This is a genomic window from Micromonospora sp. NPDC048868 (assembly GCF_043198195.1).
GTDB classification, from domain to species: Bacteria; Actinomycetota; Actinomycetes; order Mycobacteriales; family Micromonosporaceae; genus Micromonospora; species Micromonospora reichwaldensis.
On sequence record NZ_JBICUN010000016.1, the window covers coordinates 142,235 to 156,982 of the forward strand.

15 protein-coding genes are annotated in these 14,748 nt (G+C 75.2%); 11 read left to right on the forward strand and 4 right to left on the reverse strand.

The window, feature by feature from the left end; translation table 11 throughout:
* The 3 genes from ACGFNF_RS23185 to ACGFNF_RS23195 are packed head-to-tail and all read right to left on the reverse strand — an operon-like array spanning position 1 to position 4,154.
* The gene (locus ACGFNF_RS23185) at positions 1–3,414 is read right to left on the reverse strand and encodes an ATP-binding protein (RefSeq protein ID WP_393170561.1); all 3,414 of its coding nucleotides are present in this window, start codon (positions 3,412–3,414) and stop codon (positions 1–3) included.
* 49 nt (positions 3,415–3,463) lie between these two features.
* Entirely contained in the window at positions 3,464–3,826 is a 363-nt protein-coding gene (locus ACGFNF_RS23190) for a hypothetical protein (RefSeq protein WP_089003089.1), read from the reverse strand.
* A gap of 13 nt (positions 3,827–3,839) precedes the next feature.
* A complete protein-coding gene (locus tag ACGFNF_RS23195) occupies positions 3,840–4,154 on the reverse strand; it encodes a hypothetical protein (RefSeq protein ID WP_121401588.1) in 315 nt (104 codons plus the stop codon).
* Positions 4,155–4,497: 343 nt separating this feature from the next.
* Between ACGFNF_RS23195 and folP the strand changes: the two genes are divergently transcribed.
* The 7 genes from folP (at position 4,498) to ACGFNF_RS23230 (ending at position 9,129) form a co-directional block, all read left to right on the forward strand.
* Positions 4,498–5,418, forward strand: coding sequence for a dihydropteroate synthase (gene folP / locus ACGFNF_RS23200; protein WP_393170563.1), 921 nt, complete (start codon positions 4,498–4,500; stop codon positions 5,416–5,418).
* On the forward strand, positions 5,415–5,780 hold the full coding sequence (gene folB, locus ACGFNF_RS23205) for a dihydroneopterin aldolase (protein ID WP_357577921.1): 366 nt from the start codon (positions 5,415–5,417) through the stop codon (positions 5,778–5,780). The genes folP and folB overlap by 4 nt, the downstream gene beginning before the upstream one ends.
* Entirely contained in the window at positions 5,777–6,304 is a 528-nt protein-coding gene (gene folK, locus ACGFNF_RS23210; protein WP_393170565.1) for a 2-amino-4-hydroxy-6-hydroxymethyldihydropteridine diphosphokinase, read from the forward strand. The genes folB and folK overlap by 4 nt, the downstream gene beginning before the upstream one ends.
* A 19-nt stretch (positions 6,305–6,323) precedes the next feature.
* Positions 6,324–6,866 (forward strand): DUF3180 domain-containing protein, encoded by a 543-nt coding sequence (locus ACGFNF_RS23215; protein WP_132238636.1) that lies wholly within the window; start codon positions 6,324–6,326, stop codon positions 6,864–6,866.
* A 121-nt stretch (positions 6,867–6,987) separates the two neighbouring features.
* Positions 6,988–8,202, forward strand: a complete 1,215-nt coding sequence (locus ACGFNF_RS23220; protein WP_393170567.1) for an ABC transporter permease — start codon at positions 6,988–6,990, stop codon at positions 8,200–8,202.
* 54 nt (positions 8,203–8,256) lie between these two features.
* Positions 8,257–8,571, forward strand: a complete 315-nt coding sequence (locus ACGFNF_RS23225) for a hypothetical protein (RefSeq protein WP_393170569.1) — start codon at positions 8,257–8,259, stop codon at positions 8,569–8,571.
* 60 nt (positions 8,572–8,631) lie between these two features.
* On the forward strand, positions 8,632–9,129 hold the full coding sequence (locus tag ACGFNF_RS23230) for a hypothetical protein (RefSeq protein ID WP_311413186.1): 498 nt from the start codon (positions 8,632–8,634) through the stop codon (positions 9,127–9,129).
* Between the two features lie 13 nt (positions 9,130–9,142).
* On the opposite strand, the gene ACGFNF_RS23235 is transcribed toward ACGFNF_RS23230, so the two are convergent.
* Positions 9,143–10,144 (reverse strand): ABC transporter ATP-binding protein, encoded by a 1,002-nt coding sequence (locus tag ACGFNF_RS23235; RefSeq protein WP_393170571.1) that lies wholly within the window; start codon positions 10,142–10,144, stop codon positions 9,143–9,145.
* A gap of 2 nt (positions 10,145–10,146) precedes the next feature.
* On the opposite strand from ACGFNF_RS23235, the gene ACGFNF_RS23240 reads away from it, so the two are divergent.
* The 4 genes from ACGFNF_RS23240 (at position 10,147) to ACGFNF_RS23255 (ending at position 14,690) form a co-directional block, all read left to right on the forward strand.
* Complete coding sequence (locus tag ACGFNF_RS23240) at positions 10,147–10,830, forward strand: ABC transporter permease (protein ID WP_357577918.1); 684 nt, start codon at positions 10,147–10,149, stop codon at positions 10,828–10,830.
* A 55-nt stretch (positions 10,831–10,885) separates the two neighbouring features.
* On the forward strand, positions 10,886–11,608 hold the full coding sequence (locus ACGFNF_RS23245; protein WP_393170574.1) for an ABC transporter permease: 723 nt from the start codon (positions 10,886–10,888) through the stop codon (positions 11,606–11,608).
* A 343-nt stretch (positions 11,609–11,951) separates the two neighbouring features.
* Positions 11,952–12,956, forward strand: coding sequence for a glycine betaine ABC transporter substrate-binding protein (locus ACGFNF_RS23250; protein WP_393170576.1), 1,005 nt, complete (start codon positions 11,952–11,954; stop codon positions 12,954–12,956).
* Positions 12,957–13,121: 165 nt separating this feature from the next.
* A complete protein-coding gene (locus tag ACGFNF_RS23255; RefSeq protein WP_393170578.1) occupies positions 13,122–14,690 on the forward strand; it encodes a hypothetical protein in 1,569 nt (522 codons plus the stop codon).
* The last annotated feature ends 58 nt before the right edge of the window (positions 14,691–14,748 follow it).

The window sequence follows — 14,748 nt, forward strand, 5'->3', positions numbered from 1 at the left end:
TCACGCCTCCATGTTCGGCAGGATGGCCGGCAGCACTCCGGCCGCCGCGGCGATCGCGGCGGGGGTGGTGTCGAGGTGGTCCAGCAGCCCGTCGACGTACGAGACGTCGACCCGGACCTTCTGCACCCGGCCGTCGACGTCCCGCATGACGAATTCCCGGAAGCCGAGCCGGCTCGAACTGGTGGCGTCGGCGGTGGAGAGGGAGGCCAGGGTGGCCTCGTAGCCGTCGTTGACCGGCACCCGCAGCAGGCGGAGCGCTTCGGAGGCGATCTCCGCGTCCTCGGCGATCCGGCCGACGAAGACTGTCGAGACCAGGTTCTGCACGTCGAGGCCGAGGATGTCCCGCGGGTTCTGCGAGGCGACCAGCGCGGCGAGGTTCCACTTGCGGGAGTCGCGCGCGAGCCGGACCAGGAACGACCGTCCGGAGCGCCATCCCTCCATGAAGTGCGCCTCGTCCAGGCCGACGAGCTTCCGCGACGACATCGAGCCGCCGTAGCAGCGGCGTACGGCGAGCCGGTGTGCGGTGTGCAGCATCGGCAGGGCCAGCGCCTCCTCGGCGGACCAGTACTCCCGCTCGATCTTCAGGTCGGGCAGTCGCAGCCCGGCCATGGTGATCACGGTGAGGGCGGCGTCCGCGCCGAGCAGCCCCTCCGGGGGGCGGCCGAAGAAGAGCATGGCCAGCGGCATCTCGGCGGTGTCGAGCAGCAGGTTGGCCAGTTCCTTGCCGGCGTCGTCGTCGAGCTGGCTGAGGCAGGCGACCACGTCGTCCAGGGTGGAGGTCTCCTCCGCCGGCACCTGGCGTACGGCGTGCCGGAAGAGGGTGGCGGTGGACGCCTCCCGGGCGACCTGTGGGGGCACCAGCATCATGCAGATGTCCTGCACCAGCATCCGCCGCTCGGCGCGGGCGTTGGAGACCGCGATCTCGAACTCCCGGTCGCCTGAGGCCCCGGTGCCGAACTCGCTGCGCAGCGGCGTCGGGATGAGCGAGTACGGGGCCAGGGTGCCGTGCTCGGAGCCGGTCAGGTTCAGCACCCGCGCGTACGGCCGGAGCTCCGGCATGGCGCAGAGCCGGGCGAGCGGGCCGGACGGGTCGAGCAGCGTCACCTGGACGCCGCGTCGGGCCGCGAGGTAGCCGAGCGCGCCGAGCAGGGTGGACTTGCCGCCGCCCGGTTCGGCGACGAAGACGGCGAGCCCGGAGCGTTCGCGTACTTCCATCGGGAAGTGCAGGTCGAGGAAGACCGGCCGGCGGCAGGTGCCGGCGGTGCGCCCGATGAGGTCGCCGCGCCGGTCGCCGACGGTGGAGGCGGCCTGGGGGAGCGCGGCGGCGAGCAGGTTGACGGGCATCCGCCGGACGTAGCCGGTGTTGGCGATCGGCTCGCCGGGGATGAACTCGCGGGCCAGCCAGTCCTGGTTCTTCGGGTGTTGCAGCGAGATCCGCAGCTCGCGGGAGTAGAGCTGGATCAGCCGGCGGGCCCGCTCCAGGCACTCCTCGCGGTTGCGGCCGCCGACGGCGATCCGGTGCCAGCCGTGCGCGCGGGCGGAGTCGACCGGCAGCCCGGTGGTCATCTCGTCGCCGATGACCAGGGCGCGCTTGGCCAGCCGCTCCAGCTCGGGCGGGGCGTCGATGCCGTGCTCCGCGTAGTCGAGCTGCTGGGAGCGGATCATCCGGAGCCGGTGCTCCAGGTTACGGAAGGAGTCGCCGGAGCCGAGGATGTCGACGCGGGTGGAGAGCTCCATCGGCCATGGCAGCCGCTCGTGGAAGTGCAGCCAGGGCTCGTGCCGCTCGGGGATCTCCAGGGGCTCCATCCGGCCGACCGCGAGCACGGCGACGTGTCGTTCCTCGCCGGTCATCCGGTTGACCAGCTTGACGGTCGAGCCGTACGGGGTGCGGTAGCGCTCGACCTGCTCGGTGAGGGCGAGCAGGTCGCCGCGTTCCCACTGCCCGTCGGTGAGCGGGGAGAGCTGACCGGGCGGCGCCATGCAGAGCGCCACCGAGCGGTAGAGCAGCCATTCCAGTTCCTGTGCCGTGACCCGCCGGCCGCGCATGCCGAACGCGCCCAGCACCTCGTCGAACTGCTCGACGGTGCGGCCGAGCTTGCGGCGCTCGCCCTCGGCGACGCCCCGGCCGAAGGTGCGCAGCAGCCGCTCGGTGAGCGAGTCGCCGAGGGCGCGCCGGGCGAAGGTGACGCCGAGGTAGGTCTGCCCCTCGGCGTGGTTGACCGAGAGCAGGTGCCGTTGCGCGGCCACGAGGTGGTCGCCCCAGCCGGCGGTGCCGGGCACGTCGGGCAGCGGCGCGGCGGTGTGCGCGTCGATGGTGCGGGCCCACTCGTCGGCCGGGAAGGGGCGCGTGGTGCGCCGCAGGTGCAGGCGGAAGCCGGCCAGGCCGGCGTACTGCTCGGAGATCGCCGAGAGCAGCGCCTCCCGTTCCGCATCGGGGCGGAACGCCCAGCGCACCTCGGGCAGCCAGTACCAGGCGGTGACGGTGTTGGGGGTGAAGGTCAGGTGGCCGGCGATCTCGGTGATGGCCAGCTCGACCGCCGGGTCCCGGTCGCCGAACTTGATCTTCGGTGGCTTGACCCGGGTGGGCTTGGTGGGCTTGACGGGCTGGCCGCGCCGGCCGGCGGAGCGCTGGCGCGGCGGCGCCACCTCGCGGCCGGCCCGCTCCGGCGGGCGCTCCCCGGTGCGGCGGGACGTCGGCTCGGACGCCGGGTCCGGCGCGGGCGGGTCGAGCGGTGCCGCGTGCTGGCGGGGCGCCGGGTGGGACGCCGGCGGCGCCGCCGCGACGGCCGGCACGTCCTCCGCCTCCGCCGGTGGGCGGAGCGTGGGCAGCCGGTCCCCGGACTGGTGCGGCACCCGGGACCGGACCGGTCGGGCGGGCGGCTCGTACGCGTCGGCCGGGGGCTGGTCGGCGGCCGTCACCCCCGGGGCCGTCCGGTGGGCCGGCTGGCCGGTCCGGGGAGCCGCGTCGGCCGGGTGACCGGTCCGGTGGGCGTCGGCCCCGTGACCCGCGCGTGGGGGCGGCGGAAGGGGGGCGGGAGCCGGCGGGAGCGCCGCCGGCGCGGCGGCGGGCGGCTGCTGGCCGATGGCGGGTTGCTCCCGCCCGCCGGCCCGCTGCGGGGGCGCCGTCGGCCGGGTCGCGCCGGGGCGCGTACCGCCGAACAGGTCGAGGAAGGGCGAGTCGATGTCGGCGCTGTCGGCGGGTTGCGGCTCGGCCGGCGGCGGCGTCCGACGTGGCGCCGGACGGGGGGCCTGGAAGACGCCCACGCCACCGTGCCCGGGTGTCGTCACCAGGGCCGGGTCGAGGGTGACCTCGTCCGTCTCGGGATCATCAGGGTAGTTGAACGACCGCGCACGGTTACCGTGCGGGGCGGCTGGACGCCCTGCCGGGGAACCCGGCGTGGAACTGCGATTCATGCGACCGCCTCATCCGCGTCGTTCGACTGCCTGGTCGGGGTGCGACCGGTCATGCCAGTTCCTCCCGGATCCTGATCCGACTGCCGACCAGGCGGGGGTCCCGCTGCTCCGCGGCCGGCTCCCGGGTCCGTCGCCAGTCGGTCAGCGCGGTGCGGATCACCATGCGCGCGGGCCGGTCCGGATCGACGTACCGGAAGATGAACGAGGTGCTCACGATGGCGAGCGCGATCTCCCAGGCGGGGAAGAGCTCGACCTGCAACGTGAACAGCCAGTGGATGAACATGTAGAGGGGAACGAGCAGCATGAACAGCCCGTACTGGGCGTACGGCAGGTGGACGGGAAGGGTGTAGCCGGGCGGCCCGAGGTAGACCAGGCGAGCCCGGTAGATGTCGTCGTCGGTGCGCAGCCGCATCTCGTGCCCGCGCCTATTCGAAGATCAGGTCGATCAGGTAGTCGCCGATGAAGAAGAGTGTGGCGGCTCCGGCGATGAAGGCGAGCCCGACGATCGCGATCGCCGAGCTGGTGAGGACCTTGGAGATCTCACCCCGGCTGGCGCGCCCGATGAAGATGACGCCCAGCACGGCCAGCAGGATCGGAGCGATCTTGCTGGCGAAGAACGTGACGACACCCTCGGTGTCGATGCCCTTGGGCGCAGGCTCGGCGAGTGGAGTCGACGCCAGGGCGGAGAGCGTGTGGGCGGCGGCGGACGTCGCCGTCTCCATCAGCTCGATGGCGATCACTGGAACCTCCCCAAGTCGCGGCCGGCGGCGCCGCGGTGGTGCAGTAGACATGCCTGGCGGGAACGGTGCTCCCTGTGCGCAGCGTCGGCGACCCTGCGTTCGTTACCCACCACGGAGGGTGGTGGGCTTTGGGCGGATTCTCCCGCTTCGGCCCTCCCTCCAGGCTTCGCCATCTCGATGCCGGGCAGTTCCAAAGCGTACGGGCACCCACTGTTTGCGACAAGCCGCGAAGAGTCTGCCCGATCCGACCGGGACGACCGATCGTACACCCGTTCGAATGCGCATGTCACCGCCCTCGACCCGGTCCGCCCGGGGCGCTCCGGCCGACCGGTACCGTCTAGCCGTGACCGATCTGGTACGGGCCTCGGACCCGGTGGTGATGGGCGTCCTCAACGTCACGCCCGACTCCTTCTCCGACGGCGGACGGTACGCCGACCTCGACGCCGCCGTCGGACACGGCGTGCGGCTGCGGGCCGACGGCGCCCACCTGGTGGACGTCGGCGGCGAGTCCACCCGGCCGGGCTCCGACCGGGTCGACGCGGAGACCGAGACGGCCCGGGTGGTGCCCGTGATCCGTGAGCTGACCGCCGCCGGCGTGCCGGTCAGCATCGACACCACCCGCGCACGGGTCGCCGAGGCGGCCCTCGCCGCCGGCGCGGCCGTGGTCAACGACGTCTCCGGCGGCCTCGCCGACCCCGACATGGCCCGGGTGGTCCGCGACGCCGGCTGCCCATGGGTGCTCATGCACTGGCGGGGCCACTCCCGGGAGATGGGTGAGCTGGCCCGCTACGCCGACGTGGTCGCCGACGTACGCGCCGAGCTGGGCCGCCGCGTCGACGAGGCGCTGCGGGCCGGGGTCGGCGCCGACCGCATCGTCGTCGACCCGGGGCTCGGCTTCGCCAAGACGGCCGCGCACAACTGGGAACTGAGCACCCGCCTGTCCGAGCTGCTGGACCTCGGCTTCCCGCTGCTCTTCGCGTCCAGCCGCAAGTCGTACCTGGGCCGGCTGCTGGCCGGGCCCGACGGCACCCTCCGCCCCACGGACGCCCGCGACGTGGCCACCGTCGCCACCAGCCTGCTCGCGGTGGCGGCCGGCGCCTGGGGCGTACGCGTGCACGACGTCCGGGCCACCGTGGACGCCCTCGCCGTCTGGCAGGCCACGGGCGCGCCCCGCCTGGCGCCCGCCGCCACCGGTGGGGCCCGGGCGGCCCACGCCGGCGCCGGCCGGGCGGACCGCACCGCCGACCACGGAGGAGACCGATGACCGACCGGATCCAGCTGACCGGCCTGCGGGCGCACGGCCGGCACGGGGTGTACGACTTCGAGCGCGCCCAGGGCCAGGACTTCGTGGTGGACGCCGTCCTGGAGATGGACCTGGCCCCGGCGGCCCGCTCCGACGAGGTGGGCGACACCGTCCACTACGGCGAACTGGCGGAGCGGCTGGTCGCGGTGGTGACCGGCGAGCCGGTCAACCTGATCGAGACGCTCGCCGACCGGCTGCTGGCCGTCTGCCTGGCCGATCCCCGGGTCGAGGCCGCCACGGTCACCGTGCACAAGCCGGAGGCGCCCGTCCCGCACGCCTTCACCGACGTGGCCGTCACGATGACGCGGCGGCAGGACCGGTGACCCGCGCCCTGCTCTCGCTGGGCAGCAACCTCGGCGACCGGCTCGCCCACCTGCGCTCCGCCGTCTCGACGTTCGGCGACAGCGTGCTCCTGGTCTCCGGCGTCTACGAGACTCCACCGTGGGGGGACGCCGACCAGCCCGCGTACCTGAACGCCGCGCTGCTCGCCGAGGACCCGGCCGCCACCCCGTACGACTGGCTGGAGCGCGCCCGGGCGGCGGAGCGCGCCGCCGGGCGCACCCGCGACCCGCAGCGGCGCTTCGGGCCGCGCACCCTGGACGTGGACGTCATCGCCGTGTGGGCCGACGGCGACGAGCCGGTGCTCAGCGACGACCCGGAGCTGACTCTGCCGCACCCCCGGGCCCACCTGCGGGCCTTCGTGCTGCGGCCGTGGATCGACCTCCAGCCGTACGGGCGGCTGCCCGGGCACGGCTGGCTGACCGACCTGCTCAACACTTCTCCGGTGGCCGACGACGCGCTGGATCTGCGCCCCCGGCCGGATCTGGCGATAGAGTCGACGGCATGACCCAGTGGAGCCGGCCGGCATGACGCAGGCGCAGTCCCCGCGACCGGGCGGGACGGGCCCCGAGCGGTCCCGGATGGGCCCCACCCGGATCTCCACCCTGGTGGTGGCCGCCCTCGGCGCCGCCGCGGTGGCCTGGTTGCTGATCAGCACCCTCTACTACGACTACCTGCCGGAGCTGCCCTGGCTGCCGGTGGTCACGCTCGCCGCGCTGGCCGTGCTGGAGGCGTACGCCGCCGTGAACACCCGGGGGCGCATCGAGCGCCGGCCGGGCCGCGAGCCGGTCAATCCGCTGCTGGTGGCCCGGTTCGTGGTGCTCGCCAAGGCCTCCGCGCTGGCCGGTGCCATCTTCACCGGGTTCTACGCCGGGCTGACCGGCTGGCTCTTCGTGGAGCGCACCGACGCCGCGATGGGCGACCGACCGATCGCCGGAGCCGGCCTGCTCGCCGGGTTGGCGCTGACGGGGGCGGCGCTCTGGCTGGAGCGCTCCTGCCGGGTTCCCGAGCAGGAGGACGACGAGGACCGCGAGCCCGGCGGCCGGGAGGGCCGCCCCGGCCCACGCTGATCCCGGGGGGTTACGCCCGGCCTCCCGCGCGGGTACGGTGCCTGCGACCGGAGAGCAACGCCGCCCCGGTCCGCCCGCGCGTCGGACCTGGCTGGACGGCGGCCACGTGGGAGGCGGCGTCATGCGGTACGACGAACCGGGGCGTGAGCCGTCCCCCGAGCCCTCGTCCGGCATCCCCGCCTCCGTCCTGGAGAATGTCTTCGACGATCCGGCGCACGGTGAGCCCGGCCGCGACCGGTTCGCGGTGCACGTGGTCTGGGAGCTGCTGCTCCTGGCCGCGTCGGTCGTCCTGGCGTACCTGCTCTGGCGGGAGGAACCGGCCGCGCTGCGGGGCGACGGGCTGAGTTCCCTGCTCCTCGACGCGGTCGTGCTCGGGTTGCTGGCGCTGGCCGCCGGGCTGACCCTGCGTACGGCCGCCGTGAACCTGGCCGTCGGCCCCGTGGCGGTGGCCGCCGCGCTGCACGTCGCCGAGCAGGGCGACCGGGGCGTCAGCGCCGCCGCCGGCCCGGCCCTGCTGGTCGCCGCGCTGGGCGGGCTCGCCCTGGCGCTGGTCGTGGTGGTGCTGCACGTGCCCGGCTGGGCCGCGTCCCTGGCCGCCGCCGCCGGGGTGGTCGTGTACATCCAGCAGCGCTCCGCGGCGGTCCTGCCGCAGGGCGACTACGACCCGGAGCGCGGTGCCCTGCACCTCTTCGTCGGGTTCGCGGCCGTCGCGGTGCTCGGCGGTCTGTTCGGCTCGGTGCGGGCCGTCCGCCGGGTGGTCGGCCGGTTCCGCCCGGTCGTGGATCCCGCCCGCCGCCGGGGCGCGGTGGCGGCGGTCGTCACCTCCGGCGCGCTCGTCGGCTCCACGGTCCTGGCCGCGCTGGCCGGCATGCTGACGGCCAGCCGGGACACCGCCCCGGTCGCGCCGGACCCGGGGCTGGACTGGACGGTGCTCGCGGTCGGCCTGGCGCTGCTCGCCGGCACCAGCGCCTACGGCCGGCGGGGCGGCGTCTTCGGCACCCTGCTGGCGGTCTGCCTGGTCACGGTCTTCTCCGCGTACGCGCAGGCGCGGGGCTGGACGGTGAGCCGGTGGGCGGTCGGCGCGGCGGCGCTCGGCGTCGGGCTGCTGGCCACCCGGCTGGTCGAGGCGTACGGGCGGCCGGCGACCGGCGCGGCGGCGGAACCGGTCCCCGCCGGGGACGGCCGGATCGGCGCGGGCTGGACGGCGCCCCCGGCGGACCCGGTCGGCGACTGGCCGCCCGCCGTGCCGAGGCGGTCCCCCGAGAGCCCGGTGGACCCGTGGAGCGATCCCGGCTGGGAGAGCGGCCCGCGCCGGTGGGACGCCGACGAGCGGTGAGCCGGCGCCGCGTCCACCGGGCCGGGAGTGATCTCGCCGGTTAGGCTCGGCGGCATGACCGACACACCATCGTCCTCCGCCGGCCCGTCGTTCGAGGGACTCGACGCGCTGTCCACCGAGGAGCTGCGGGAGCGGGCGTTCGCGGTCGCCCGGGAGCGCCACGACGTGCGCTTCTTCTGGTCCGTGCTGCGGCACCTGCCGAACGCGGACGAGGCCGCCGTCCTCGACGGCGCGCCCAACTCGGTCGGGCCGACGATCGACGAGGCTGCGGCGCTGTGGCGGGAGCTGACCGGGCACGGCTACGAGGAGTCGGCGCCACTGCTGCGGGCCGCGTTCATCGACTACCTGATGAAGCACCCGCGACAGTGACGGCGACCGCCGGCCCCGGGCAGGTTTGCCCCCCGCGGTCCGCCGGGAACTGAGCCGATCATGGCGCTCACCAACCCGTCACGCACCGGCGGTCGCTACGGGACGGCGGCGGGCACGGGCGCGCTCGCGGCGCTCCTCCTGGTCGCGGTCTGCGGCAGCCCGGCGTACGTCGGCTGGGCCGCCGGCACCGACCCGAACTCCGCCGGCGGCTGGTACCTGCAACTGCTCTCCTGGCCGGCGTGGCTCTTCAACGGCGACGGGGCGACCGGCAACCTGCTCGTGGCGAACCTGCGGGCCGTCCTGCTGGTCATCCTCGCGGCGCTCTTCCTCTACCTGCTGCCCACCTCGCAGGTGGCCAGGGTGCAGGGGTCGGGGACGCAGTTCTTCTCCGGCTGGGCCGCGTACGTCCTGGCCGGCGGCTTCGCCTCCCTGATCGCCGCCTTCCTCGGCCCGGAACCGTCGCTGCTCACGGCGATCCAGGCCGGCGGCGCCGGCGCGACCTACGGCTTCCTGTCCGGGTGGATCATCGGCGCGGCCAGCCTCGGCGGGCGCGCCTGACCGGGCTGTTGCCTCACCGCTCGGGCGCGCCCAGTTCGAGCAGCCGCGCCCGGCTGAGCACGCCGACGGGCCGGTCCCCGTCGGTCACCACGACCCGGTCCGCGGCCGAGGTCAGCAGCACCCCCAGCGCGTCGTACGCCGAGCCGCCGAGCGGGATCGTCGGCAGCTCGGCCACCCCGGTCTCCGGCAGCGGTTCGACGGCCTCGCCGGTGACCGGGGTGACCGCCAGCCGGCGGATGCCCCGGTCGGCGCCCACGAACTGCCGCACGAAGGGCGTGGCGGGCGCGCCGAGCACGGCGGCCGGGGTGTCGAACTGCTCCAGGCGCCCGCCCTCGGAGAGCACCGCGATCCGGTCGCCCAGCCGGACCGCCTCGTCCAGGTCGTGGGTGACCAGCACGATGGTCTTGCGCACCTCGGCCTGCAACCGGAGGAACTCCTCCTGCAACCGGGTCCGGGCGATCGGGTCGACGGCCGAGAACGGCTCGTCCATCAGCAGCACCACCGGGTCGGCGGCGAGGGCCCGGGCGACCCCGACCCGCTGCCGCTGACCGCCCGAGAGCTCGTGCGGGTAGCGGCGGCCGAACGTGGCCGGATCGAGCCCGACCATTTCCAGCAGCTCGTCGACCCGGCTGCGGGTGCGCTGGCGGGGCCAGCCGAGCAGCCGGGGCACGGTGGCGACGTTGGCGCTTACCGTCTGGTGCGGAAAGAGCCCGACGTTCTGGATCACGTAGCCGATCCGGCGGCGCAGCCGGACCGGGTCGACCCGGGTGACGTCCTCGCCGCCGAGCAGGATCCGGCCGCCGGTCGGCTCGATGAGGCGGTTGACCATCCGGAGCACCGTGGACTTGCCGCAGCCCGACGGTCCGATCAGCACCGCCAGCTCGCCGGCCCTGATGTCCAGGCTCAGCTCGCGTACGGCCTCGGTGCCGTCCGGGTAGCGCTTGCGGATGCCCTCGAGCGTGATCGACGCCGCGCGCGGTTCGGCGGGGGCGGTGCCCTCCGGGGTAACGTCCACACATGTCCTTCCGCCTGAGCTACCGGGCCGACCCGGGTAACCCGTGGTTCTCCTGGCAGTACGTGCGGGACAACTCTGACACGATCCTCGCCGCCGTGCGTGAGCACACCTCGCTGACCGCTCGCGCGGTGCTGATCGCCGCCCTGATCGCGCTGCCGCTGGCGGTGGCCGCCTACTGGTACCGCTCGCTCGCCGGGCCGGTCCTGGCCCTCACCGGGGTGCTCTACACGGTGCCGTCGCTGGCGCTCTTCGCGTTCGTCGCCCCCTACCTGGGCATCGGCGCGGCGACGGCGCTCAGCGTGGTGGTCCTCTACGCGCTGCTGGTGATCGTCCGCAACGCCGTCGCCGGGCTCAACCAGGTGCCCCCCGAGGTCCGCGAGGCGGCCGAGGGGATGGGGTACGGCCGCTGGGGCCGGCTGTTCCGGGTCGAGTTGCCGCTGGCCCTGCCGGGCATCCTCACCGGGCTGCGGCTGGCGACCGTCTCCACGGTGGCCCTGGTGACCGTGGGCGTGGTGATCGGGCGCGGCGGCCTGGGGCAGCTCATCTTCGCCGGCTTCCAGAACAACTTCTACAAGGCGCAGATCATGACGGGGACGCTGCTCTGCGTCCTGCTCGCCCTGGTGCTCGACCTGGTCCTGGCCGGTGCGGGCCGGCTGCTGACGCCGTGGCTGAAGCGGGCCCGGTGAACGCGAGGAACGTAGCGCAGCGGAGTCCCGCAGTCGCGAACGAAAGGTTGGCGCGGTGAATCCGGTCGAGGCGGCGCTGGTCTGGCTCAACGACCCGCTGAACTGGACGAACCCGGGCGGCGTCCTGGAACGGCTCGGCGAGCACCTGTCGATGTCGGCGGCGGCGGTGGCGCTCGGCTGCCTGGTCGCCTGGCCGATCGGGCTCTGGCTCGGGCACACCGGCCGGGGCGGCGGCCTGGTGGTGCTGGTGTCCAACGTGTCGCTCGCCATCCCCACGCTCGCCCTGCTCACCATCCTGCCGCTGACCTTCCTCGGTTTCGGCCGGCCGTCGGTGGTGGTCGCGCTGGCCGTCTTCGCCGTGCCGCCGCTGCTGGCCAACGCGTACACGGGGGTGCGGCAGGCCGATCCGGAGGCCCGGGACGCGGCGCGCGGGATGGGCTTCTCGGGGTGGCAGTTGCTGCGCCGCGTCGAGCTGCCGCTGGCGGTGCCCTACCTGGCGGCCGGGTTCCGCACGGCGGCGGTGCAGGTGGTGGCGACCGCCGCGCTGGCGTCCTTCGTCAACGGCGGCGGCCTGGGCCAGATCATCCGGGCGGGCTTCGGCCTGGACATCGCCGCCGGCGGCGGCCAGATCATCGCCGGCGGCGTGCTGGTGGCCGGGCTCGCCATGCTGCTGGAACTGGTGCTGGCCCTGGTCGAGCGGCTGGTCACGCCGCGTCCGCTGCGGGCGGGCCGCCGTCGGGCGCGCCGCCGGGCGGCGCAGGCGGTGGCTGGCGGCTGAGCGTCGTCCGCCCACCCCCGGCCTCCCGCGCCGGGCGGGTCGCGTGGCCGTACCCGGCCATCGACGCCCGGGACCGGAACGCCTGGACGCCACGAACCGGAACGCCTCGACGCCACGGACCGGAACATCCCGATGACGGGTCGGCGCGGCTGACTTCCGGTGACGATCCGGTGACAAACCTCGCCTCGGGTTGTCGGTCCCGCGTGGAAGATGTTGGGGTGGGAAACCGGGCGGCCGCAACGCGAGTCGCCCGTGGGACACAGCGGGCGGCCGGACGGAGATCGCCCGTCGGACACGCGGCCGGCCCGGCAGGGTCGCGCCGGGACACGGAAGGCGGGCACTGATGCGCGCTCGTACACGCCTGGCCGTCGGTGCGGTGGGAGCCCTCGCCGCGGCGGGGCTGCTGACCGGCTGCGGTGACGCCGGCTCCTCCGGCACGGACGCCCCGGAGCAGGCGGCCTCGGGCGCCGGCTGCGCGCCGGTCGCCGGTGACCAGCTCGTCGTCCTCGACGACGACAAGAAGCTCCAGAACACCGACAACGTCATTCCGGCGGTCAACGCCGACGCGGCCAACCCGCAGTTGATCGCGGCGCTGGACAAGGTCTCGGCCGCGCTCGACACGCCGAAGCTGATCCAGCTGAACAAGGCCGTCGACGTGGACCGCAAGACGGCCCAGAAGGCGGCCGAGGAGTTCGCGGCGGCCAACGGCGTCACCGCGGGCATCGCCAAGGGGCCCGGCGGGAAGATCGTGATCGGCGCGGCCAACTTCACGGAGAACCAGATCCTGGCCGAGCTCTACAAGATCGCCCTGACGGCCGCCGGCTATGACGCCAAGGTGCAGCAGATCGGCAACCGCGAGCTCTACGAGCCGGCCCTGGAGAAGGGCGAGATCCAGGTCGTCCCGGAGTACGCGGCGACCATGGCCGAGTTCCTCAACACCAAGGCCAACGGCAAGGACGCCCAGCCGGTGTCCTCGCCGGAGCTGGAGAAGACCGTCGCGGCGCTCAAGGCGGCCGGCGACAAGGCGGGCCTCGTCTTCGGCACGCCCGCCGCCGCGCAGGACCAGAACGCCTTCGCCGTGACGAAGGCTTTCGCCGACAAGTACGGCGTCAGCACGCTCTCCGAGCTGGCCGCCAAGTGCTCGGGCCAGGCCACGGTGCTGGCCGGGCCGCCGGAGTGCCCGCAGCGGCCGAAGTGCCAGGCGGGGCTCGTCCAGGTCTACGACTTCAAGGCCGGCTCGTTCAGCTCGCTGGACCAGGGCGGCCCGCAGACCAAGAACGCGCTGAAGACCGGGGCCGCGAGCGTGGGCCTGGTGTTCTCCTCGGACGGCGCACTGGCCGTCGGCTGATGCCCGACCGGCCGCCGGTGGCCCCGTGCCACCGGCGGCCGACGGGCCGACGGGCGGGCGGCGCAGTCGGCCGGTCGACGGCGGGCGGGGCGATCGGCGGCGAAGATGCCGGATGCCCCGTTCACCCTTTCCTGGGCGGGGCAGCTCTCGGTAGGCTCCGGACCCATGCCAGCCCCGGTCGCCCCCGCCGACAAGCGCAGTCCGTCACTGCTCACCGTCCTCTTCTGGATCGGTGTCGCCCTGGCGCCGGTGGCGGCGTTGATCCTGCTCGTCGCCGACGGCAACGGCCCGCTGCGGTTCGCCGCCGTGCTGGCCATCCTGGCCGTCGTCCTGATCGGCCTGTCGATCGCGCTGCGCGCCGACGGCGCGGGCCCGGCCCGCACCGACGAGCTGCTGGACGAGATCGAGGAACTCCGCCGCGAGTTGCGCGGGGAGATCGTGGCCGCCGCTCAACGCGGCAACCAGGCGCTCGATCACGCCCAGCGGGCACAGGAAGAGGTCGCCGCGCTGCGTCGGCGGCTGGACGCGAGCAGCGTCGCGCTGGCCGGCGTCGACGCCCCGGCCGGCGCCGGCCGGGCCCGGGCGTCCGTCGACGAGGCGGTCGCCGGCCGCAGGCAGGTGCCGGATCAGGACGACGCGGCGTCCCGCCGGGGACGCGCGGACCGGCACGACGAGGAGCCCGCCGGCAGGCCGCAGCCGACTCCGCGTGCCGCCCGGCCCGTGCCCGGCCCGGCCGCCGGGTACGACACGGACGGGCCGGCAGCGGGCGCGGCCGGTGGGTACGGCCCGGTCCGGCCGGCCGCCGGCGGAACGGCCGGGGTGTACGGGGCGGCCCGGCCTGCGGAGCCGACGAGCCAGCCCTCGGCCCGTTCGCTCGGGGTGGTGCGGCACACCGAGACCGTGCACGTCACCACCCGGCACACCATCGTGGACGGCGCCGCGCCCGTCTCCGGTGAGCGAGGGGCCCGCTACGGCGGCGGGTACGCGGGACGCTGGTCGCCGGAGCAGGAGGAGGAGCGGCCGTGGCCGGGTGAGCCGGACGACCGTGCCGAGCCCGGCGAGCGGGAGTGGTCCGCCGAGCCCGGCGGCCGGCAGCGGTCCGGCGGGCGCGACGAGCGGGAGTGGCCGGGGCGGCACGACGAGCGCGGACAGCAGCGGGACGAACCGGGTCGGGGCGTCGCGGGGGCACCGGGCTGGGACGCGCCGGCCGAAGCGCGCGGGCGTGGCCGGGCGTACCCGCCGGACGAGGCGGGGGCGGAGAGCGGGGAGTACTGGTCGCAGTTGCGCGCCGGGGACCGGTGGGCCGCCGTGCGCGACGACGACCGGGGCCGGGAGCTGCGGGTCGGGGAGCGGCGTGCCGAAGTGCACGCGGACGCCACCGGCACCGAGTACCGGGTCGCGGACCGCTGGGCGTCGGTCCGGCGGGACGAGCCGCGCCGGGGTCCGGACCGGGCGGACGACGGGTGGCGCGGCGGCTGGCCGGAGCCGGACGGCGCCCCGGCCCTGCCGGCCGGCGGCGTGCCGGTGCCCGACGAGTGGCGTGCGCCCCGTCAGCGGGGACAACAGCCCGAGGCGCGGCACGACGCCGGTCAGCCCGAGGCGCACCGCACCCGCCGGGCGGAGCCCGAGCCGCAGCGGTACGGCCGGCGGCAGCAGGAGGAGCCCTACGGCTACCCGCCGCAGGACGACGAGCCCCGCCCGGGCGGAGCCCGCAACGCCGACCGCTGGCGCTGACCTCGACCGGCCGCCCCGACCGGCAGCCGCCGCGCCGCCCGCCGGGACCGGGCGGGCG

What these genes read in the sequence shown, in the direction of transcription:
- ACGFNF_RS23185 (WP_393170561.1), bottom strand. Translation starts at nt 3,414, where the DNA reads ATGAATCGCAGTTCCACGCCGGGTTCCCCGGCAGGGCGTCCAGCCGCC.
- ACGFNF_RS23190 (WP_089003089.1), bottom strand. Translation starts at nt 3,826, where the DNA reads ATGCGGCTGCGCACCGACGACGACATCTACCGGGCTCGCCTGGTCTAC.
- folB (WP_357577921.1), top strand. Translation starts at nt 5,415, where the DNA reads ATGACCGACCGGATCCAGCTGACCGGCCTGCGGGCGCACGGCCGGCAC.
- ACGFNF_RS23215 (WP_132238636.1), top strand. Translation starts at nt 6,324, where the DNA reads ATGACGCAGGCGCAGTCCCCGCGACCGGGCGGGACGGGCCCCGAGCGG.
- ACGFNF_RS23220 (WP_393170567.1), top strand. Translation starts at nt 6,988, where the DNA reads ATGCGGTACGACGAACCGGGGCGTGAGCCGTCCCCCGAGCCCTCGTCC.
- ACGFNF_RS23225 (WP_393170569.1), top strand. Translation starts at nt 8,257, where the DNA reads ATGACCGACACACCATCGTCCTCCGCCGGCCCGTCGTTCGAGGGACTC.
- ACGFNF_RS23230 (WP_311413186.1), top strand. Translation starts at nt 8,632, where the DNA reads ATGGCGCTCACCAACCCGTCACGCACCGGCGGTCGCTACGGGACGGCG.
- ACGFNF_RS23240 (WP_357577918.1), top strand. Translation starts at nt 10,147, where the DNA reads ATGTCCTTCCGCCTGAGCTACCGGGCCGACCCGGGTAACCCGTGGTTC.
- ACGFNF_RS23250 (WP_393170576.1), top strand. Translation starts at nt 11,952, where the DNA reads ATGCGCGCTCGTACACGCCTGGCCGTCGGTGCGGTGGGAGCCCTCGCC.
- ACGFNF_RS23255 (WP_393170578.1), top strand. Translation starts at nt 13,122, where the DNA reads ATGCCAGCCCCGGTCGCCCCCGCCGACAAGCGCAGTCCGTCACTGCTC.